The 13,685-nt window shown below is 54.8% G+C and carries 14 protein-coding genes; 4 read left to right on the top strand and 10 right to left on the bottom strand.

What is annotated here, in order from left to right; genetic code table 11:
* Positions 1 to 54: 54 nt before the first annotated feature.
* Positions 55 to 1,191, bottom strand: coding sequence for a 4-phosphoerythronate dehydrogenase PdxB (pdxB, locus tag OGV80_RS21550; RefSeq protein ID WP_087052487.1), 1,137 nt, complete (start codon positions 1,189 to 1,191; stop codon positions 55 to 57).
* A 108-nt stretch (positions 1,192 to 1,299) separates the two neighbouring features.
* On the opposite strand from pdxB, the gene flk reads away from it, so the two are divergent.
* Positions 1,300 to 2,301: a flagella biosynthesis regulator Flk gene (gene flk / locus OGV80_RS21545; RefSeq protein WP_043017959.1), complete on the top strand. Its 1,002-nt coding sequence runs from the start codon at positions 1,300 to 1,302 to the stop codon at positions 2,299 to 2,301.
* Here the strand turns inward: flk and OGV80_RS21540 are convergent.
* Complete coding sequence (locus tag OGV80_RS21540; protein ID WP_286515737.1) at positions 2,298 to 3,476, bottom strand: MFS transporter; 1,179 nt, start codon at positions 3,474 to 3,476, stop codon at positions 2,298 to 2,300. The two genes, flk and OGV80_RS21540, sit on opposite strands and share 4 nt — an antisense overlap.
* Before the next feature lie 289 nt (positions 3,477 to 3,765).
* Here OGV80_RS21540 and OGV80_RS21535 point away from each other — a divergent pair, with 289 nt between their 5' ends.
* The gene (locus tag OGV80_RS21535; protein ID WP_087052484.1) at positions 3,766 to 4,284 is read left to right on the top strand and encodes a YqhG/Tai3 family protein; all 519 of its coding nucleotides are present in this window, start codon (positions 3,766 to 3,768) and stop codon (positions 4,282 to 4,284) included.
* A gap of 50 nt (positions 4,285 to 4,334) precedes the next feature.
* Here the strand turns inward: OGV80_RS21535 and fabB are convergent, their stop codons facing one another.
* Positions 4,335 to 5,549, bottom strand: a complete 1,215-nt coding sequence (gene fabB, locus OGV80_RS21530) for a beta-ketoacyl-ACP synthase I (protein ID WP_003028160.1) — start codon at positions 5,547 to 5,549, stop codon at positions 4,335 to 4,337.
* Between the two features lie 159 nt (positions 5,550 to 5,708).
* Here fabB and mnmC point away from each other — a divergent pair, with 159 nt between their 5' ends.
* Positions 5,709 to 7,709: a bifunctional tRNA (5-methylaminomethyl-2-thiouridine)(34)-methyltransferase MnmC2/FAD-dependent 5-carboxymethylaminomethyl-2-thiouridine(34) oxidoreductase MnmC1 gene (mnmC, locus tag OGV80_RS21525; RefSeq protein WP_286515735.1), complete on the top strand. Its 2,001-nt coding sequence runs from the start codon at positions 5,709 to 5,711 to the stop codon at positions 7,707 to 7,709.
* A gap of 110 nt (positions 7,710 to 7,819) precedes the next feature.
* On the opposite strand, the gene OGV80_RS21520 is transcribed toward mnmC, so the two are convergent.
* Genes OGV80_RS21520 through prmB form a run of 6 tightly spaced genes read right to left on the bottom strand, consistent with a single transcriptional unit; the run spans position 7,820 to position 12,373 of the window.
* Positions 7,820 to 8,098 (bottom strand): YfcL family protein, encoded by a 279-nt coding sequence (locus OGV80_RS21520; RefSeq protein ID WP_043017078.1) that lies wholly within the window; start codon positions 8,096 to 8,098, stop codon positions 7,820 to 7,822.
* Between the two features lie 32 nt (positions 8,099 to 8,130).
* Positions 8,131 to 8,679, bottom strand: coding sequence for an elongation factor P hydroxylase (locus OGV80_RS21515; protein ID WP_005129723.1), 549 nt, complete (start codon positions 8,677 to 8,679; stop codon positions 8,131 to 8,133).
* Positions 8,679 to 9,488 carry a sulfite exporter TauE/SafE family protein gene (locus OGV80_RS21510; RefSeq protein WP_043017079.1) on the bottom strand — a complete coding sequence of 270 codons (810 nt, stop codon included), beginning with the start codon at positions 9,486 to 9,488 and terminating at the stop codon, positions 8,679 to 8,681. Before OGV80_RS21510 ends, OGV80_RS21515 begins: the two co-directional genes overlap by 1 nt.
* A complete protein-coding gene (mepA, locus tag OGV80_RS21505) occupies positions 9,488 to 10,312 on the bottom strand; it encodes a penicillin-insensitive murein endopeptidase (RefSeq protein ID WP_043017080.1) in 825 nt (274 codons plus the stop codon). The genes OGV80_RS21510 and mepA overlap by 1 nt, the downstream gene beginning before the upstream one ends.
* A gap of 3 nt (positions 10,313 to 10,315) precedes the next feature.
* A complete protein-coding gene (gene aroC / locus OGV80_RS21500) occupies positions 10,316 to 11,401 on the bottom strand; it encodes a chorismate synthase (protein ID WP_043017081.1) in 1,086 nt (361 codons plus the stop codon).
* A 39-nt stretch (positions 11,402 to 11,440) separates the two neighbouring features.
* Complete coding sequence (gene prmB, locus OGV80_RS21495) at positions 11,441 to 12,373, bottom strand: 50S ribosomal protein L3 N(5)-glutamine methyltransferase (RefSeq protein ID WP_043017082.1); 933 nt, start codon at positions 12,371 to 12,373, stop codon at positions 11,441 to 11,443.
* A 166-nt stretch (positions 12,374 to 12,539) separates the two neighbouring features.
* Here prmB and smrB point away from each other — a divergent pair, with 166 nt between their 5' ends.
* Positions 12,540 to 13,091: an endonuclease SmrB gene (smrB, locus tag OGV80_RS21490; RefSeq protein WP_003839296.1), complete on the top strand. Its 552-nt coding sequence runs from the start codon at positions 12,540 to 12,542 to the stop codon at positions 13,089 to 13,091.
* An 80-nt stretch (positions 13,092 to 13,171) separates the two neighbouring features.
* Here smrB and sixA read toward each other — a convergent pair whose 3' ends face one another.
* Positions 13,172 to 13,657: a phosphohistidine phosphatase SixA gene (gene sixA, locus OGV80_RS21485; protein WP_003028179.1), complete on the bottom strand. Its 486-nt coding sequence runs from the start codon at positions 13,655 to 13,657 to the stop codon at positions 13,172 to 13,174.
* Positions 13,658 to 13,685 lie beyond the last annotated feature (28 nt).

The raw sequence follows: 13,685 nt of genomic DNA, 5'->3' as shown, positions 1-13,685 counted from the left end.
AGAAATACGTAAGCGTCCCTGTCGTATTATTCGACAGGGAGCATTAAGAAGACATTAATGTGCCGGGTGGTGAACCGCGTTAAAACCCAGCTTACACAGCAAGGCCGCAGCCGTTGCGTCGTCACACATCACGTATAAAGACGACCATTCACGGCGCTCAAGATAATTTTTACGCAGTTTATCAAACTCACCCGGAATTCCAGCGACTTTACGCAGCGGCGCATCATCGCGGCGCACATCATACACTAAATGCGCCAGCCTTTTCAGCGTTGGCTGATCTAACGGGCCATGCAGAGTGATACGACCAAATTCAGGCGCCGGTAACAGGGTATTCAGCGCCACGTGCTGTTCGCGACCAATAAACTTGCTATAGGCCTCAAAGACCTGCGTGGTGCCACGCGCTTTTCCTTCCAGGGTGTACCCGGCAATGTGCGCTGTGCCGATATCGGCTTTCTCCAGCAATGCCACATTGAGATCCGGCTCCCCTTCCCAGACATCCAGTACGACGCTCAGCGACTGACCTGCATTCAATCGGTTCAGCAATGCCGTATTGTCGATGACTGGCCCGCGGCAGGCGTTGATCAGAATGGTGCCCGGCTTCAGTCGGCTAATCAGCGCGTCATCCGCGAGGTGCAACGTCTTGTACGGTCCGTCTTTGAACAGCGGCGTATGGAAAGTCAGCACATCGGCTTGCTCTACCAGTTCATCCAGCGTGCAGAAATTGCCTTCGTCACCGCGATCGGCTCGCGGTGGATCGCACAGCAGCGTACGGATCCCCAGCGCTTCCAGGCGCGTCTGTAAACGTCCGCCCACGTTACCCACGCCCACGATGCCCACTGTACGATCGCATAACGCAAACCCGTCACGCTCCGCCAGCATCAGCAGTGCTGAAAACACATATTCCACGACCGCAATCGCGTTACAGCCGGGGGCGGCGGAAAAACCGATCTTCGACTGCGCAAGCCAGGCTTCATCCACATGGTCCGTGCCTGCGGTTGCCGTACCGACAAATTTAACCGGTTTTCCGCTAAGCAGTGATTCATTTACTTTCGTCACCGAGCGCACCATTAAGGCATCTGCATCATCCAGTTCGGCAACGGGAATCGGGCGACCGGGAACCGCTTTTACCTCCCCCAAACGACTGAACAGTTCGCGGGCATAGGGCATATTTTCATCAACGAGGATTTTCACGTCTTTCGCACCTGTTTGAGAACGAGAGTTAACCGGGCAAGTGTGCCATAATCTCGCCGCCAGGCATACTGCGAGACCTGGTCAGCACAGATTTAAGGAACAGAGATGATGCAGCCCATTTCAGGTACGCCCGCTCGCCCTCCCGGCGAAGGCCAAAATGCCCCTTCCGCGGCGGGTGAACAACCGTTATCCACACAACAACGTACCGTGCTGGAGCGACTGATTACCCGTCTGATTTCACTCACCCAACAGCAAAGCGCCGAGGTGTGGGCCGGAATGAAGCACGATCTGGGCGTTAAAAGTGATACGCCGTTGCAGTCACGTCACTTTCCTGCCGCTGAGCAAAACCTTAACCAACGGCTGGGGGTTGCTCAGCAAAATCATGCTAATCGTCAGGTGCTGTCGCAGCTCACTGAATTACTGAGTCAGGGAAATAACCGCCAGGCGGTAAGTGATTTTATCCGTCAGCAGTATGGGCAAACGGCGCTTAGCCAGCTCACGCCTGAGCAGTTGAAGAACGTGCTCACGCTGCTGCAGCAAGGGCAACTTTCGATACCGCAACCGCAGCAGCGCCCGGCCACCGATCGTCCGTTGCTCCCCGCTGAGCACAATACGCTGAACCAGTTGGTTACCAAACTGGCGGCGGCCACGGGAGAATCCGGGAAGATGATCTGGCAGTCGATGCTGGAGCTGTCTGGCGTAAAAAGCGGAGAGCTGATCCCCGCCAAACAATTTACGCATCTGGTCACCTGGCTGCAGGCGCGCCAGACGCTCAGCCTGCAAAGCGCCCCAACACTGCAAACGCTCCAGGCGGCGCTAAAGCTGCCATTAGAGCCGAATGAGCTGACGGCAATAAAAGAGTACGCGCAGCAGACGTATCAGATCCAACCACAAACGATTCTGACCACGGTGCAGGTGCAGGACTTGCTGAATCAAATCTTCCTGCGCCGCGTGGAACGAGAACGCGAGCTCAGCGATCCGCGTCATCTGCAGCCCATTTACAGCCCGTTCGCGCCGATGATTGAAACGGTTAAATCTCTGTCGGCACGACCGGGACTGCTGTTTATTGCGTTGATGATTGCGTTAGCCATTTTCTGGCTGGTCGCTTAACCTTTACGCAGCGTTAGCAGCGTTACAATAATGCCCACCACGGCGGATATCGCCCCGGCAAGGAATACCGAGGGATAACCGTATGCGGTGGCCAGCACCCCGGCGATCGGACCACTTATGCCGTAGGAGATATCCTGAAACGCGGCATAACCGCCCAGCGCTGTACCGCGAACCTGCGCGGGCACTCGCTTCACGACCTCGACGCCCAATGCCGGGAAGATAAGCGAACACCCGGCCCCGGTTAATGCCGCCCCGAGCAGCGCAATCCAGGCCGATGGGGCCTGCCACAGCAGAATCAGTCCTGCGGTTTCCACCAGCAAGGAGACAACGGCGACCTTCACGCCGCCGAACCGGTCCGGCATCCAGCCAAACAGAATGCGCATCAGCACAAACGCCCCACCAAACGCGGTCAGGGTGAACCCCGCCATCGTCCAGCCGTTGCTGACAAAATAGAGTGAAATAAACGTACCGATCACCGCAAAGCCAACGCCCTGCAGCGCCAGGCCCAGGCCCGGTTTCCAGATAAGCCCTACCACGCTCCATAACGAAGGACGTTCTCCTGCATGAGCAGGCACTTTGCGCACGGTGCCATTGAATACCCATGCCAGCAGCGGTAAAACCATCGTCGTCCCCGCCAGCGCCGCAAAACCAAAGTGGCTGTGGATCAACAGGCCCAACGGCGCACCGGCAGCCAGCGCACCGTAAATCGCCATCCCGTTCCACGACATCACCTTACCCGAACGTGTTGGCCCGACCAGCCCAAGTCCCCAGGTCAGCGTCCCGGTGAGCAACTGGCTTTCGCCAAAACCGAGGATCAAACGACCGACGATTAACAACGCAAATTTTACGGGGACAGAAACAGGCAATAGCGCGGCTAAAAGCCACGCCGCGCCCGCCAGCCCACAGGCAAACATCCCCTGTAGCGCCGAACGTTTAGCGCCATATTGATCGGCCAGGCGCCCGGCGTAGCCGCGCGTTAATACCGTTGCCAGAAACTGTACGCCTACGGCGATACCGACCATGGTATTGCCATAGCCGAGCTCCTGGTGCACAAACAGAGGAATGACGGGCAAAGGTAAACCGACCGTCATATAGGTCAGGAAAACCGCAAAAGCGATGCGAAACAGCGAAAAGTTCGCCGAAGGTGTTTTTTCTTGTTGAGTTACAGCTGTCATGCGTTACTCCAAAATGCAGAGTAAGGCGAGGAATGCCCACGCCCCCTCTACCTGACTATCAGGATTAAGGTGCGTTGGATAACGTTAAACGCTTACGCATTATCAAGAGGATAATGTTGAAGCTGGAGTCTGCCTGCGAGGGGCTAAACTTGTCAACCTTGAAATCACTGAACACCACACAAAACAAATGGTTATTCTCTCTAAGAAAAGCACAAACAATGAGGAAAAAGTTGTCAATCAGGAAGACACTCAACGATCAGTTTCGCCAGAATATTTTAGGGACACGGAAATGAAAGCATTTTCGCTTATTGCTCTCATCCTGGTGCTTTGCGGCTGCTCTGCGCCTCATCGGGACAGCACACAAGATGTAAAACAGTTCTATCTCGCGTGGATGTCCGCCTACACACAAGATCGGGATACGTCCGCACTCATGCAACTTTATGTGGCGAAAGACGTTATCGACCGTCTGGCGCTGATTGACAGTCTTTACGAGCAGGAAATAATGGATTCTGACTACTTTATGTACGTGCAGGATTACGCCCCTGAATGGATCCCACTGTTACGGGTTGGGGCGGCCCAGCCCTTTCTCGGTGGCGAAAAGGTGGAAGTACAATTAGGTGGACCGACAGGCGAAGCGCCCATGCAGTTGGAAGTGTATACCCGTTGGGAAGAGGGTCGCTGGAAAATTTATCGTGTGCGGGATCTGGGCAATCAATTTGAACAGCCAATCTACAGCGCCGGTAATATTGCGCAAGCCAGGGCATGGTCTGCGGAGATCGCACCGGAGTACGAAAAGATGAAAAAATAAAAAAGGGAGCCATTAGGCTCCCCTTTGCATCTCATTTTGTAGACTTACACTTACAGCTTACGCATGACCAGCGTTGCGTTGGTGCCGCCAAAGCCGAAGCTGTTGGACATCACGGTGGTCAGCGCCTGCTCGGTCGGTTTGGTCACGATGTTCAGACCTGCCGCCTGCTCATCCAGCTCTTCAATGTTGATGCTTGGCGCGATAAAGCCGTGTTCCAGCATCAGCAGAGAGTAGATAGCTTCCTGTACGCCAGCCGCGCCCAGGGAGTGACCAGTCATCGCTTTGGTCGCAGAGATTGCCGGGCTGTTGTCGCCAAACACTTCACGAATTGCGCCAAGCTCTTTCACGTCGCCTACCGGAGTAGAGGTACCGTGGGAGTTCAGGTAGTCGATCGGCGTGTCTACGCCGTGCATCGCCATCTGCATGCAACGTACTGCGCCTTCGCCAGACGGAGCAACCATGTCAGCACCATCGGACGTTGCGCCGTAACCGACGATTTCCGCATAGATATGCGCGCCACGGGCCAGAGCATGTTCCAGTTCTTCGACGACAACCATACCGCCGCCGCCTGCAATAACGAAACCATCACGGTTTGCGTCATAGGTACGGGAAGCTTTGGATGGATCGTCGTTATATTTGGTAGACAGCGCGCCCATTGCGTCGAATTCACACGCCATTTCCCAGCACAGCTCTTCGCCGCCGCCAGCAAAAACGATGTCTTGTTTGCCCAATTGAATTTGTTCTACCGCATTGCCGATGCAGTGCGCAGATGTCGCACAGGCAGAGCTGATGGAGTAGTTTACGCCGTGGATTTTGAACGGCGTTGCGAGGCAGGCTGAAACGCCGGACGCCATCGCTTTGGTGACCACATACGGGCCAACCGCTTTCAGGCCACGCGGGCTACGCATTGCGTCAGCGCCGAATACCTGAAAACGTGGGGAGCCGCCGCCGGAACCTGCAATCAGGCCAACGCGCGGATTATTCTGGTAATCTTCTGCAGCAAGGCCAGCATCAGCCACAGCCTGCTCCATTGAAAGGAATGCATAAATGGATGCGTCGCTCATGAAGCGCACTACTTTGCGGTCAATGAGGCCAGTGGTATCCAGTTTTACGTTGCCCCAAACGTGGCTACGCATGCCGGAGTCCTTCAGCTCCTGAGAGAAAGTGATCCCTGAACGTCCTTCACGCAGAGATGCCAGGACTTCCTGCTGGTTATTACCGATGCTGGAAACGATGCCCAAGCCAGTAATCACTGCACGTTTCATTCAATACCTCTGTAAGTCGCACTATTTTAAAGTTTCGAGTGGCACAATAGCGTACACTTGTACGCCGAACAAGTCCGATCAGCCAATTTATGTGGAAATTTGCGCAGCCAGGCACTCATCGCTAAGATCGGGGCACAGCCTGCCAGACGAGTAACTTACGTGAAACAATACGCTATACAACCTGCCAACCTTGAATTCAACTCTGAGGGTACACCTGTTTCCCGAGATTTTGACGATGTCTATTTTTCTAATGATAACGGGCTGGAGGAGACACGTTACGTCTTTCTCGGCGGTAACCATCTCGCACAGCGATTCCCTTCACATTCACGCCCCCTCTTCGTGGTAGCAGAAAGTGGGTTTGGCACCGGACTTAACTTCCTCACGCTCTGGCAGGCATTTTCCGAGTTTCGCGATACTCACCCTGACGCTACCCTGGAAAGATTACATTTCATCAGTTTCGAAAAATATCCGCTAACGCGTGAAGATCTTACTTTAGCCCATCAGCACTGGTCAGAACTTGCGCCGTGGGCCTCGGCGCTGCAAGAGCAATGGCCTCTGCCGCTGGCGGGATGTCATCGTCTGCTGCTTGATGAAGGGCGTGTCACACTGGACCTGTGGTTTGGCGATATTAACGAGCTGACCTGCAAACTGGATGATTCTCTTAATCAAAAGGTGGACGCCTGGTTCCTGGACGGTTTCGCGCCGGCAAAAAACCCGGATATGTGGACGCCAACACTCTTTAACGCGATGGCCCGACTGGCTCGTCCCGGCGGTACATTAGCGACCTTCACATCGGCAGGCTTTGTACGTCGGGGGTTGCAGGAAGCCGGGTTTACAATGCAAAAATGCAAAGGCTTTGGCCGCAAGCGCGAAATGCTCTGTGGCGTAATGGAACAGACTCAGGCGCTCCCTTCCTCAGCGCCATGGTTTGCACGTACGGGAACAGATAAACGTGAAGCCGCCATTATTGGCGGGGGGATTGCCAGCGCATTGTTGTCTCTGGCGTTACTGCGCCGTGGCTGGCAGGTCACGCTGTATTGCGCAGACGAAAAACCCGCCGGGGGCGCATCCGGCAATCGCCAGGGCGCGCTCTATCCGCTACTCAGCAAGCATGACGCGGCCATTAATCTGTTTTTCCCCACCGCGTTTACCTTCGCCCGTCGACTGTATGACGCCCTCCCCGTTGAGTTCGCGCATGACTGGTGCGGCGTGACGCAACTGGCATGGGATGAGAAAAGCCAGCAAAAAATCGCGCAGATGCTGTCCCTTGAACTGCCCGATGCGCTCGCCATCGGGGTTGACGCTCAGCAGGTTTTACAAACGACAGGCGTGGAAACCGGATGCGGCGGGATTCAGTATCCGAGCGGAGGATGGTTATACCCGGCGCAGTTAACCGCCGCCGTACTGGACTATGCCGCAACGCTGGGATTACGCACCCGCTATCAACATACGCTGACCTCACTGACACGCCACACGGCAAGCTGGCAATTGCAGTTTGCCAGTGGTGAAACCGCCACTCACGCAGCTGTCGTTCTGGCTAACGGTCATCGAATTAACAGCATTGAGCAGACGCAGTCGCTCCCGGTGTACTCCGTGGGCGGTCAGGTGAGTCATATTCCCACCACGCCTGCGCTTTCAGCGTTGCGTCAGGTGCTGTGCTATGACGGCTACCTCACGCCGCATAACCCGCAAAATCAGCAGCACTGCATTGGCGCCAGCTATCATCGAGGGAGCGAGGAAACCGCATATCGCGAGGACGATCAGCAGCAAAATCGTCAGCGCTTAATCGACTGCTTGCCTAACGCTGCGTGGGCAAAAGAGGTGGACGTTAGTGGCAATGCCGCCCGCTGTGGAGTGCGCTGCGCCACGCGCGATCACATGCCGATGGTCGGCAACGTCGCGGACTATGACGCCACGCTCAGCCAGTATGCCACTCTTGCCGAAGACAAAGCGCACGCCGTAAACGCCCCGGTGTATTCCGATTTGTTTATGCTGGGCGCGCTGGGCTCGCGCGGGTTGTGTACTGCCCCGCTATGTGCAGAAATTCTGGCATCACAAATGAGCGATGAACCTATCCCTATGGATGCCAGCACGCTGGCGGCGTTGAATCCGAATCGGTTGTGGGTCAGGAAGTTATTGAAGGGAAAAGCGGTGAAATAAGATACCCTCTCATCATTGCCTGATGCACTGCGCTTATCAGGCCTACAACTCCCGTCCTTGTAGGCCGGATAAGACGCCTTAGCGTCGCCATCCGGCACAATCCACTGCAATTATTGTTTTGTCGCCTTCTGGAACAACATGTCCCACATCTCTTTCACTAACGCCTGGTCACGCGGCGAGAGTTCGCCTGCGCTGATGGCTTTTGCCAGGCTGCTGGTCACATTGGCGTACAATGCCTCAGCGGAATGGTCCTCGCCAGCGTCCAGTTCAGCCACGGCCAGCGTCAGGTGCCCACGCAAATAGCCACTGGCAAACAACTCATCATCGCTGGCGTGCTCTACCATATCGTCGATTAATGCCAGAATGCGTGATTCAAACTCCGCGATCATCTTCTTTCCTCATTGTAAACGTGGTAGCGGCTTCAGTTGAGCGCTTCGGGCCACGGGAATTGTTCCGCCTTAAGTTCAGGCGTGTGATAATAATTTTGTAACGCGTTAATGAAGCGCGCCGGACGTTCGGGGATGCCCTTATCCAGATACTCCATCACCTGGGCATGAACACGGCGCTGGAATACCACGCGATCCGGTTCAAAGTCCCCTTCCAGGTTGTCGCAACTGACGTTAAACGGATATCCCGCCGCCATGCAAAACAGCCAGTCAAACGCCTGCGGCTTCACTTCCACATCTTCAAACTGGCATTGCGTCTTCGCATCGCGTCCATCAGGGCAGTACCAGTAACCAAAATCGACCAGCTCACGACGGGCCTTACCGGCGATGCACCAGTGTGAGATTTCGTGTAGCGCGCTGGCATAATAACCATGCGCAAAAACGATACGGTGATACGGTAATTCCGCATCAGCAGGAAGATAGATCGGTTCGTCGTCGCCTTTAATCAGACGGGTATTAAATTCATCGGCAAAGCAGCCGTTAAAAATCTCAATTAACTGTTCATAGTGATGGGTATTATTCATTAGTTCATCCCCAGCCAGTGGAGAATCTCCTGTCCATGATTATCATAAAGTAGCTTGGCGCTCATCACGGCGGAGACAATAACAATCATTGGCCGTATGAGTTTTTGTCCTTTGCTGAGCACCAGCCGCGAGCCCATCCGTGCGCCAATAAACTGGCCAATGAGCATCACAAATCCGGTCGCCCAAATCACTTTGCCGCCGAGGGCAAACAGCAACAGCCCACCGATATTCGATGTGGCATTTAATACTTTGGCGTGGGCCGTCGATTTCGCCAGGTTATAGCCGCATAACATGACAAAGGCCAGCGCGTAGAACGATCCCGCCGCCGGACCAAAAAAGCCATCGTAAAAGCCAACGCAGCCACCGGCCACCAGCGCGAAAGGCAACCCGTGCAATCGACGCTGACGATCTTCTTCGCCCACTTTCGGCATTAACAGAAAGTAAAGGCCAATACAGATAACCAGAACCGGCAGGATCTGGCGCAGAATATCTGACTGCACGTGCTGAACCAATAGCGCGCCGCTCATTGACCCGATAAACGTCATGAAGATATTGAGCTTCTGATCCGCCAGGTTAACCACGCCCCGACGAATAAAATAGAGGGAAGAAGAGATAGATCCGCCACAGGCCTGCAACTTATTGGTAGCCAGCGCTTGCGCGGGTGGCATGCCGGCCGCCATCAATGCCGGGATGGTGAGTAAACCACCGCCTCCGGCCAGAGAATCAATAAAACCTGCCAGCATCGCCACGAAAAAAAGCACGCCTAACAGCAGTGGCGACACCATAAACACAGAGGCAAAATGATCCATTAGAGTACATGCTCGTCCAGTAGCGCCTGGCAGGAAGGCGGCAACGGGGGCGGTGTCTTCTTCTCAGGCTTGGTGGTTCCAGGTTTTGGAGGTTCGAACCAGCTTTGCAGCTCCGCGCCACAGCCGTCACCCGGTGGCGGTAACGGTTGATCTTCGCACTCAAGACTGTCGGCAGGACAACGTAACCGTACATGCATATGCGCACGATGCTGGAACCATGGCCGCACTTTACGCAACCAGTCCCTGTCGGTACCCGCATCCAGACAAAGTTGCTGCTTAATCGCCGGGTTCACAAAAATACGCGTGACTTCATTATCTTTTGCCGCCAGCCTTATCAGGCTGAAAATCTCCGGCTTCCACAGTGACGGCACGACACGTTTACCGTCCTGTGAGACCAAATCTAACGCCTGCGGTCGCAGCAGTTGCGACTGGGTCCAGCGCGTTTTTGGCAGTTGCAGGAAAATATCGACATCCAGTCCCGTCTGGTGGCTGGCGTGACCGCCATTGAACCGCCCACCGGCTGGCATGCCCATATCGCCGATTAACACCGTGCCCAGCCCCAGATTATTAGCCTGATTACTCAGACGCTGGATAAACATCACCAGGTCCGGATGACCAAAGTAACGACGCTGATCGGTGCGCATCACCTGATAGTGTTCTGACTGTACAGGCAGCGTATCTGCACCAACAATGCAGCCATTGGAAAACGCGCCGATAGACTGCGCGCTACCTGCAACCGGATGGGTAATTTTCTGCCAGGGCGTCGCCGCCAGACAGGCGGTGCTGGCAAACAGAGCCAGCGCCACAAGTGCCGTTTTTTTCATCTCTTACCAGCGTGGAATATCGGTCTTCACGTCCGCATTCTGCGCCCGCTGACGCAGCAGGTGATCCATCAATACGATCGCCAGCATCGCCTCGGCGATCGGCACAGCGCGGATCCCAACACATGGATCGTGACGACCTTTAGTGATCATGTCGACTTCTTCACCGAAGCGGTTAATGGTACGACCTGGAACGGTAATACTGGACGTCGGTTTCAGCGCCATATGAGCAATGATTTGTTGCCCGCTGCTGATCCCACCCAGAATGCCGCCCGCATGGTTACTCTGGAAACCTTCTTTGGTGATTTCATCTCGGTTCTGGCTGCCGCGCAGCGCAACAACGTCAAATCCGTCGCCAATCTCAACGCCCTTAACGGCGTTAATGCTCATTAGCGCATGGGCGATGTCGGCATCCAGGCGGTCGAATACCGGTTCGCCGAGACCCGCAGGAACGCCGCTTGCAACAACGGTCACCTTCGCTCCGATGGAGTCACCCTCTTTCTTCAGCCCACGCATCAGTTCGTCCAGCGCGTCGAGTTTATCCGGGTCCGGACAAAAGAACGGGTTAAGTTCCACCTGGGACCAGTCTTTGATCTCCAGCGGAATATCACCCATCTGCGTCAGGCAGCCGCGAATTTCAACGCCGAATTTTTCTGCCAGATACTTTTTGGCAATAGCTCCGGCCGCCACGCGCATCGCCGTTTCACGTGCGGATGAGCGTCCGCCACCACGGTAGTCGCGCAGGCCATATTTCTGCTCATAGGTATAGTCGGCGTGTCCTGGACGAAAAACGTCCTTAATCGCGCCGTAATCCTGTGAACGCTGATCGGTATTTTCAATCAACAGCCCAATGCTGGTGCCGGTGGTAACGCCCTCAAACACGCCGGAGAGGATTTTCACCTGATCCGGCTCACGACGCTGCGTAGTGTAGCGCGATGTGCCCGGACGGCGTCTGTCGAGATCGTGCTGCAGGTCAGCTTCTGTCAGAGAAATGCCCGGCGGAACACCATCGACAATACAACCGAGCGCCAGCCCGTGTGATTCGCCGAAAGTGGTTACGCGAAAGAGTTGCCCAATTGTGTTTCCTGCCATCACGGCTCCGTTATGAGTGTTGTGTATGTGCGCGTGTATTTAGTCTTTATAAATGCTGAAGTGCTCGCGAGCAGCGATTAACTGCTCTTTGGTCAGCATGAATACGCCGTCACCGCCGTTGTCGAACTCCAGCCAGGTGAACGGTACATCCGGATACTGCTCTATCAGATGTACCATGCTGTTTCCGACTTCACAAATTAGAATACCGTTATCTGACAGGTAGTCCGGGGCGTTCCCCAGAATGCGGCGGGTCAGTTTCAGCCCATCGCTGCCGGACGCCAGACCCAGCTCAGGTTCGTGGCGATATTCGTTTGGCAGGTCTGACATATCTTCCGCATCGACATACGGCGGGTTGGTCACAATCAGGTCATACTGGACTTTCAGCAGGTCGCGGAACAGATCGGAGCGGATCGGCGTTACGTGATGGATCAGGCCGTGCTCTTCAATGTTGTGTTCGGTCACCGCCAGCGCGTCCGTGGAAATGTCCACCGCATCGACTTCGGCTTCCGGGAACGCATAGGCGCAGGCAATGGCAATACAGCCGCTGCCGGTACACATATCGAGGATATGCTGCGGCTGCTCATTGATAAGACCCGCAAAGCGATTATTAATAAGTTCGCCAATTGGTGAACGCGGAACCAGCACGCGTTCATCTACATAAAACTCATGCCCGCAGAACCAGGCTTTGTTGGTCAGATAAGCAACGGGAATGCGCTCATTGACGCGGCGAATCACGCGTTCAACAATACGATGGCGCTCGCTGGAAGTCAGACGCGCGGTACGCATATCTTCTGGAATATCCAGCGGCAGATAAAGTGACGGCAGCACCAGCTGTACAGCTTCGTCCCATGGGTTATCCGTGCCATGGCCATACCAGATGTTCGCCGCGCTAAAACGGCTGACCGCCCAACGCAACATGTCCTGAATGGTATGCAGTTCACTCACTGCTTCATCGACGAAAATTTTATCCACGTATTCCTCCAGGGCATGCTCGTATTAAATTCGGCGGCTAGTTTGCCACGAAGACGGCGATAAATCAGCATTCACACAGGGCCTGAGAGCGAAAATTGCGTTTTAAGCGATCGGATGCCCGCCGAGTCGGGTTAAACTAGCGGAAAATAAAAGTTGAGACTCTCGAATGAAAAAGAAAACATCGCTCAGCGAGGAGGATCAGACGCTGTTTCGCCAGCTGATGACCGGTACGCGTAAAATTAAACAGGACACCATTGTTCACCGCCCCCCACGTAAAAAAATTGCCGAGGTTCCGGTTAAAAGGCTGCTACAAGAGCAGGCTGATGCCAGCCACTATTTCTCGGACGAGTTTCAGCCGCTGCTGAATACGGACGGCCCGGTAAGATACCTGCGTGCCGACGTGAGCCATTTCGAACTGAAAAAAATGCGCCGTGGCGATTACTCCCCGGAGCTGTTTCTCGATCTGCACGGACTGACCCAGCAGCAGGCCAAACAGGAGTTAGGCGCGCTGATTGCCGCCTGTCGTCGCGAACATGTGTTTTGTGCCTGCGTGATGCATGGCCACGGAAAGCATATTCTTAAGCAGCAAACGCCGCTCTGGCTGGCGCAGCATCCGCACGTGATGGCGTTTCATCAGGCGCCGAAAGAGTACGGTGGTGACGCCGCGCTGCTGGTGCTGATTGAAGTGGAAGAGTGGCTACCGCCTGAACTTCCGTAATGCAAAAAAACAGAAAGAGCCGCATTTGCGGCTCTTTGATTTTTCGAATGACGGCTACGCCTTATCCGATTCCAGACTTTTTAAATCGCTTTTGCCATTTTCAGGTTACACGGGCTCATCTGCCAGTTAAAAGTCCCCTTCCCGCTCTCATCAAGCGTAACGCTGGCAATCGCTGATGTGGTAAACATCGGCGGTGTTTCGCCCGGGCAAAGCTCAGACACCAGATATCCCACTAAAGGCAAGTGAGAGATTACCAGTGCCGTGGCGATACCTTCATTGGCCAGAGCCTGTAAATAGGCGCTGACCAGACCGACATCGCCGCAGGGAGTCAACTCCGGCAAAACATCCACACCGGTTGGCAGGTTCATACACTCCCCCACCACATCCAGCGTTTGTTCGGCTCGTAGGAACGGGCTCACCAGAACACGTTCGATATCCACTTTTTGACCTTTCAGCCAGTTCGCCATCAGGCGAGATTCGTCACAACCACAAGAGGTTAAGGGACGAACCGAATCACTGGCGGCATCGAGGGCTGCGTCGCCGTGACGCATGATAAAAACTTGCATATTGCACCGCTTTTGTTAACCAGAATCA

This window comes from Citrobacter sp. Ce119, assembly GCF_030334525.1.
GTDB classification, from domain to species: Bacteria; Pseudomonadota; Gammaproteobacteria; order Enterobacterales; family Enterobacteriaceae; genus Citrobacter; species Citrobacter europaeus.
Note: the sequence above shows the minus strand (reverse complement) of the source record. Positions and strands in the feature narration are given on the sequence as shown.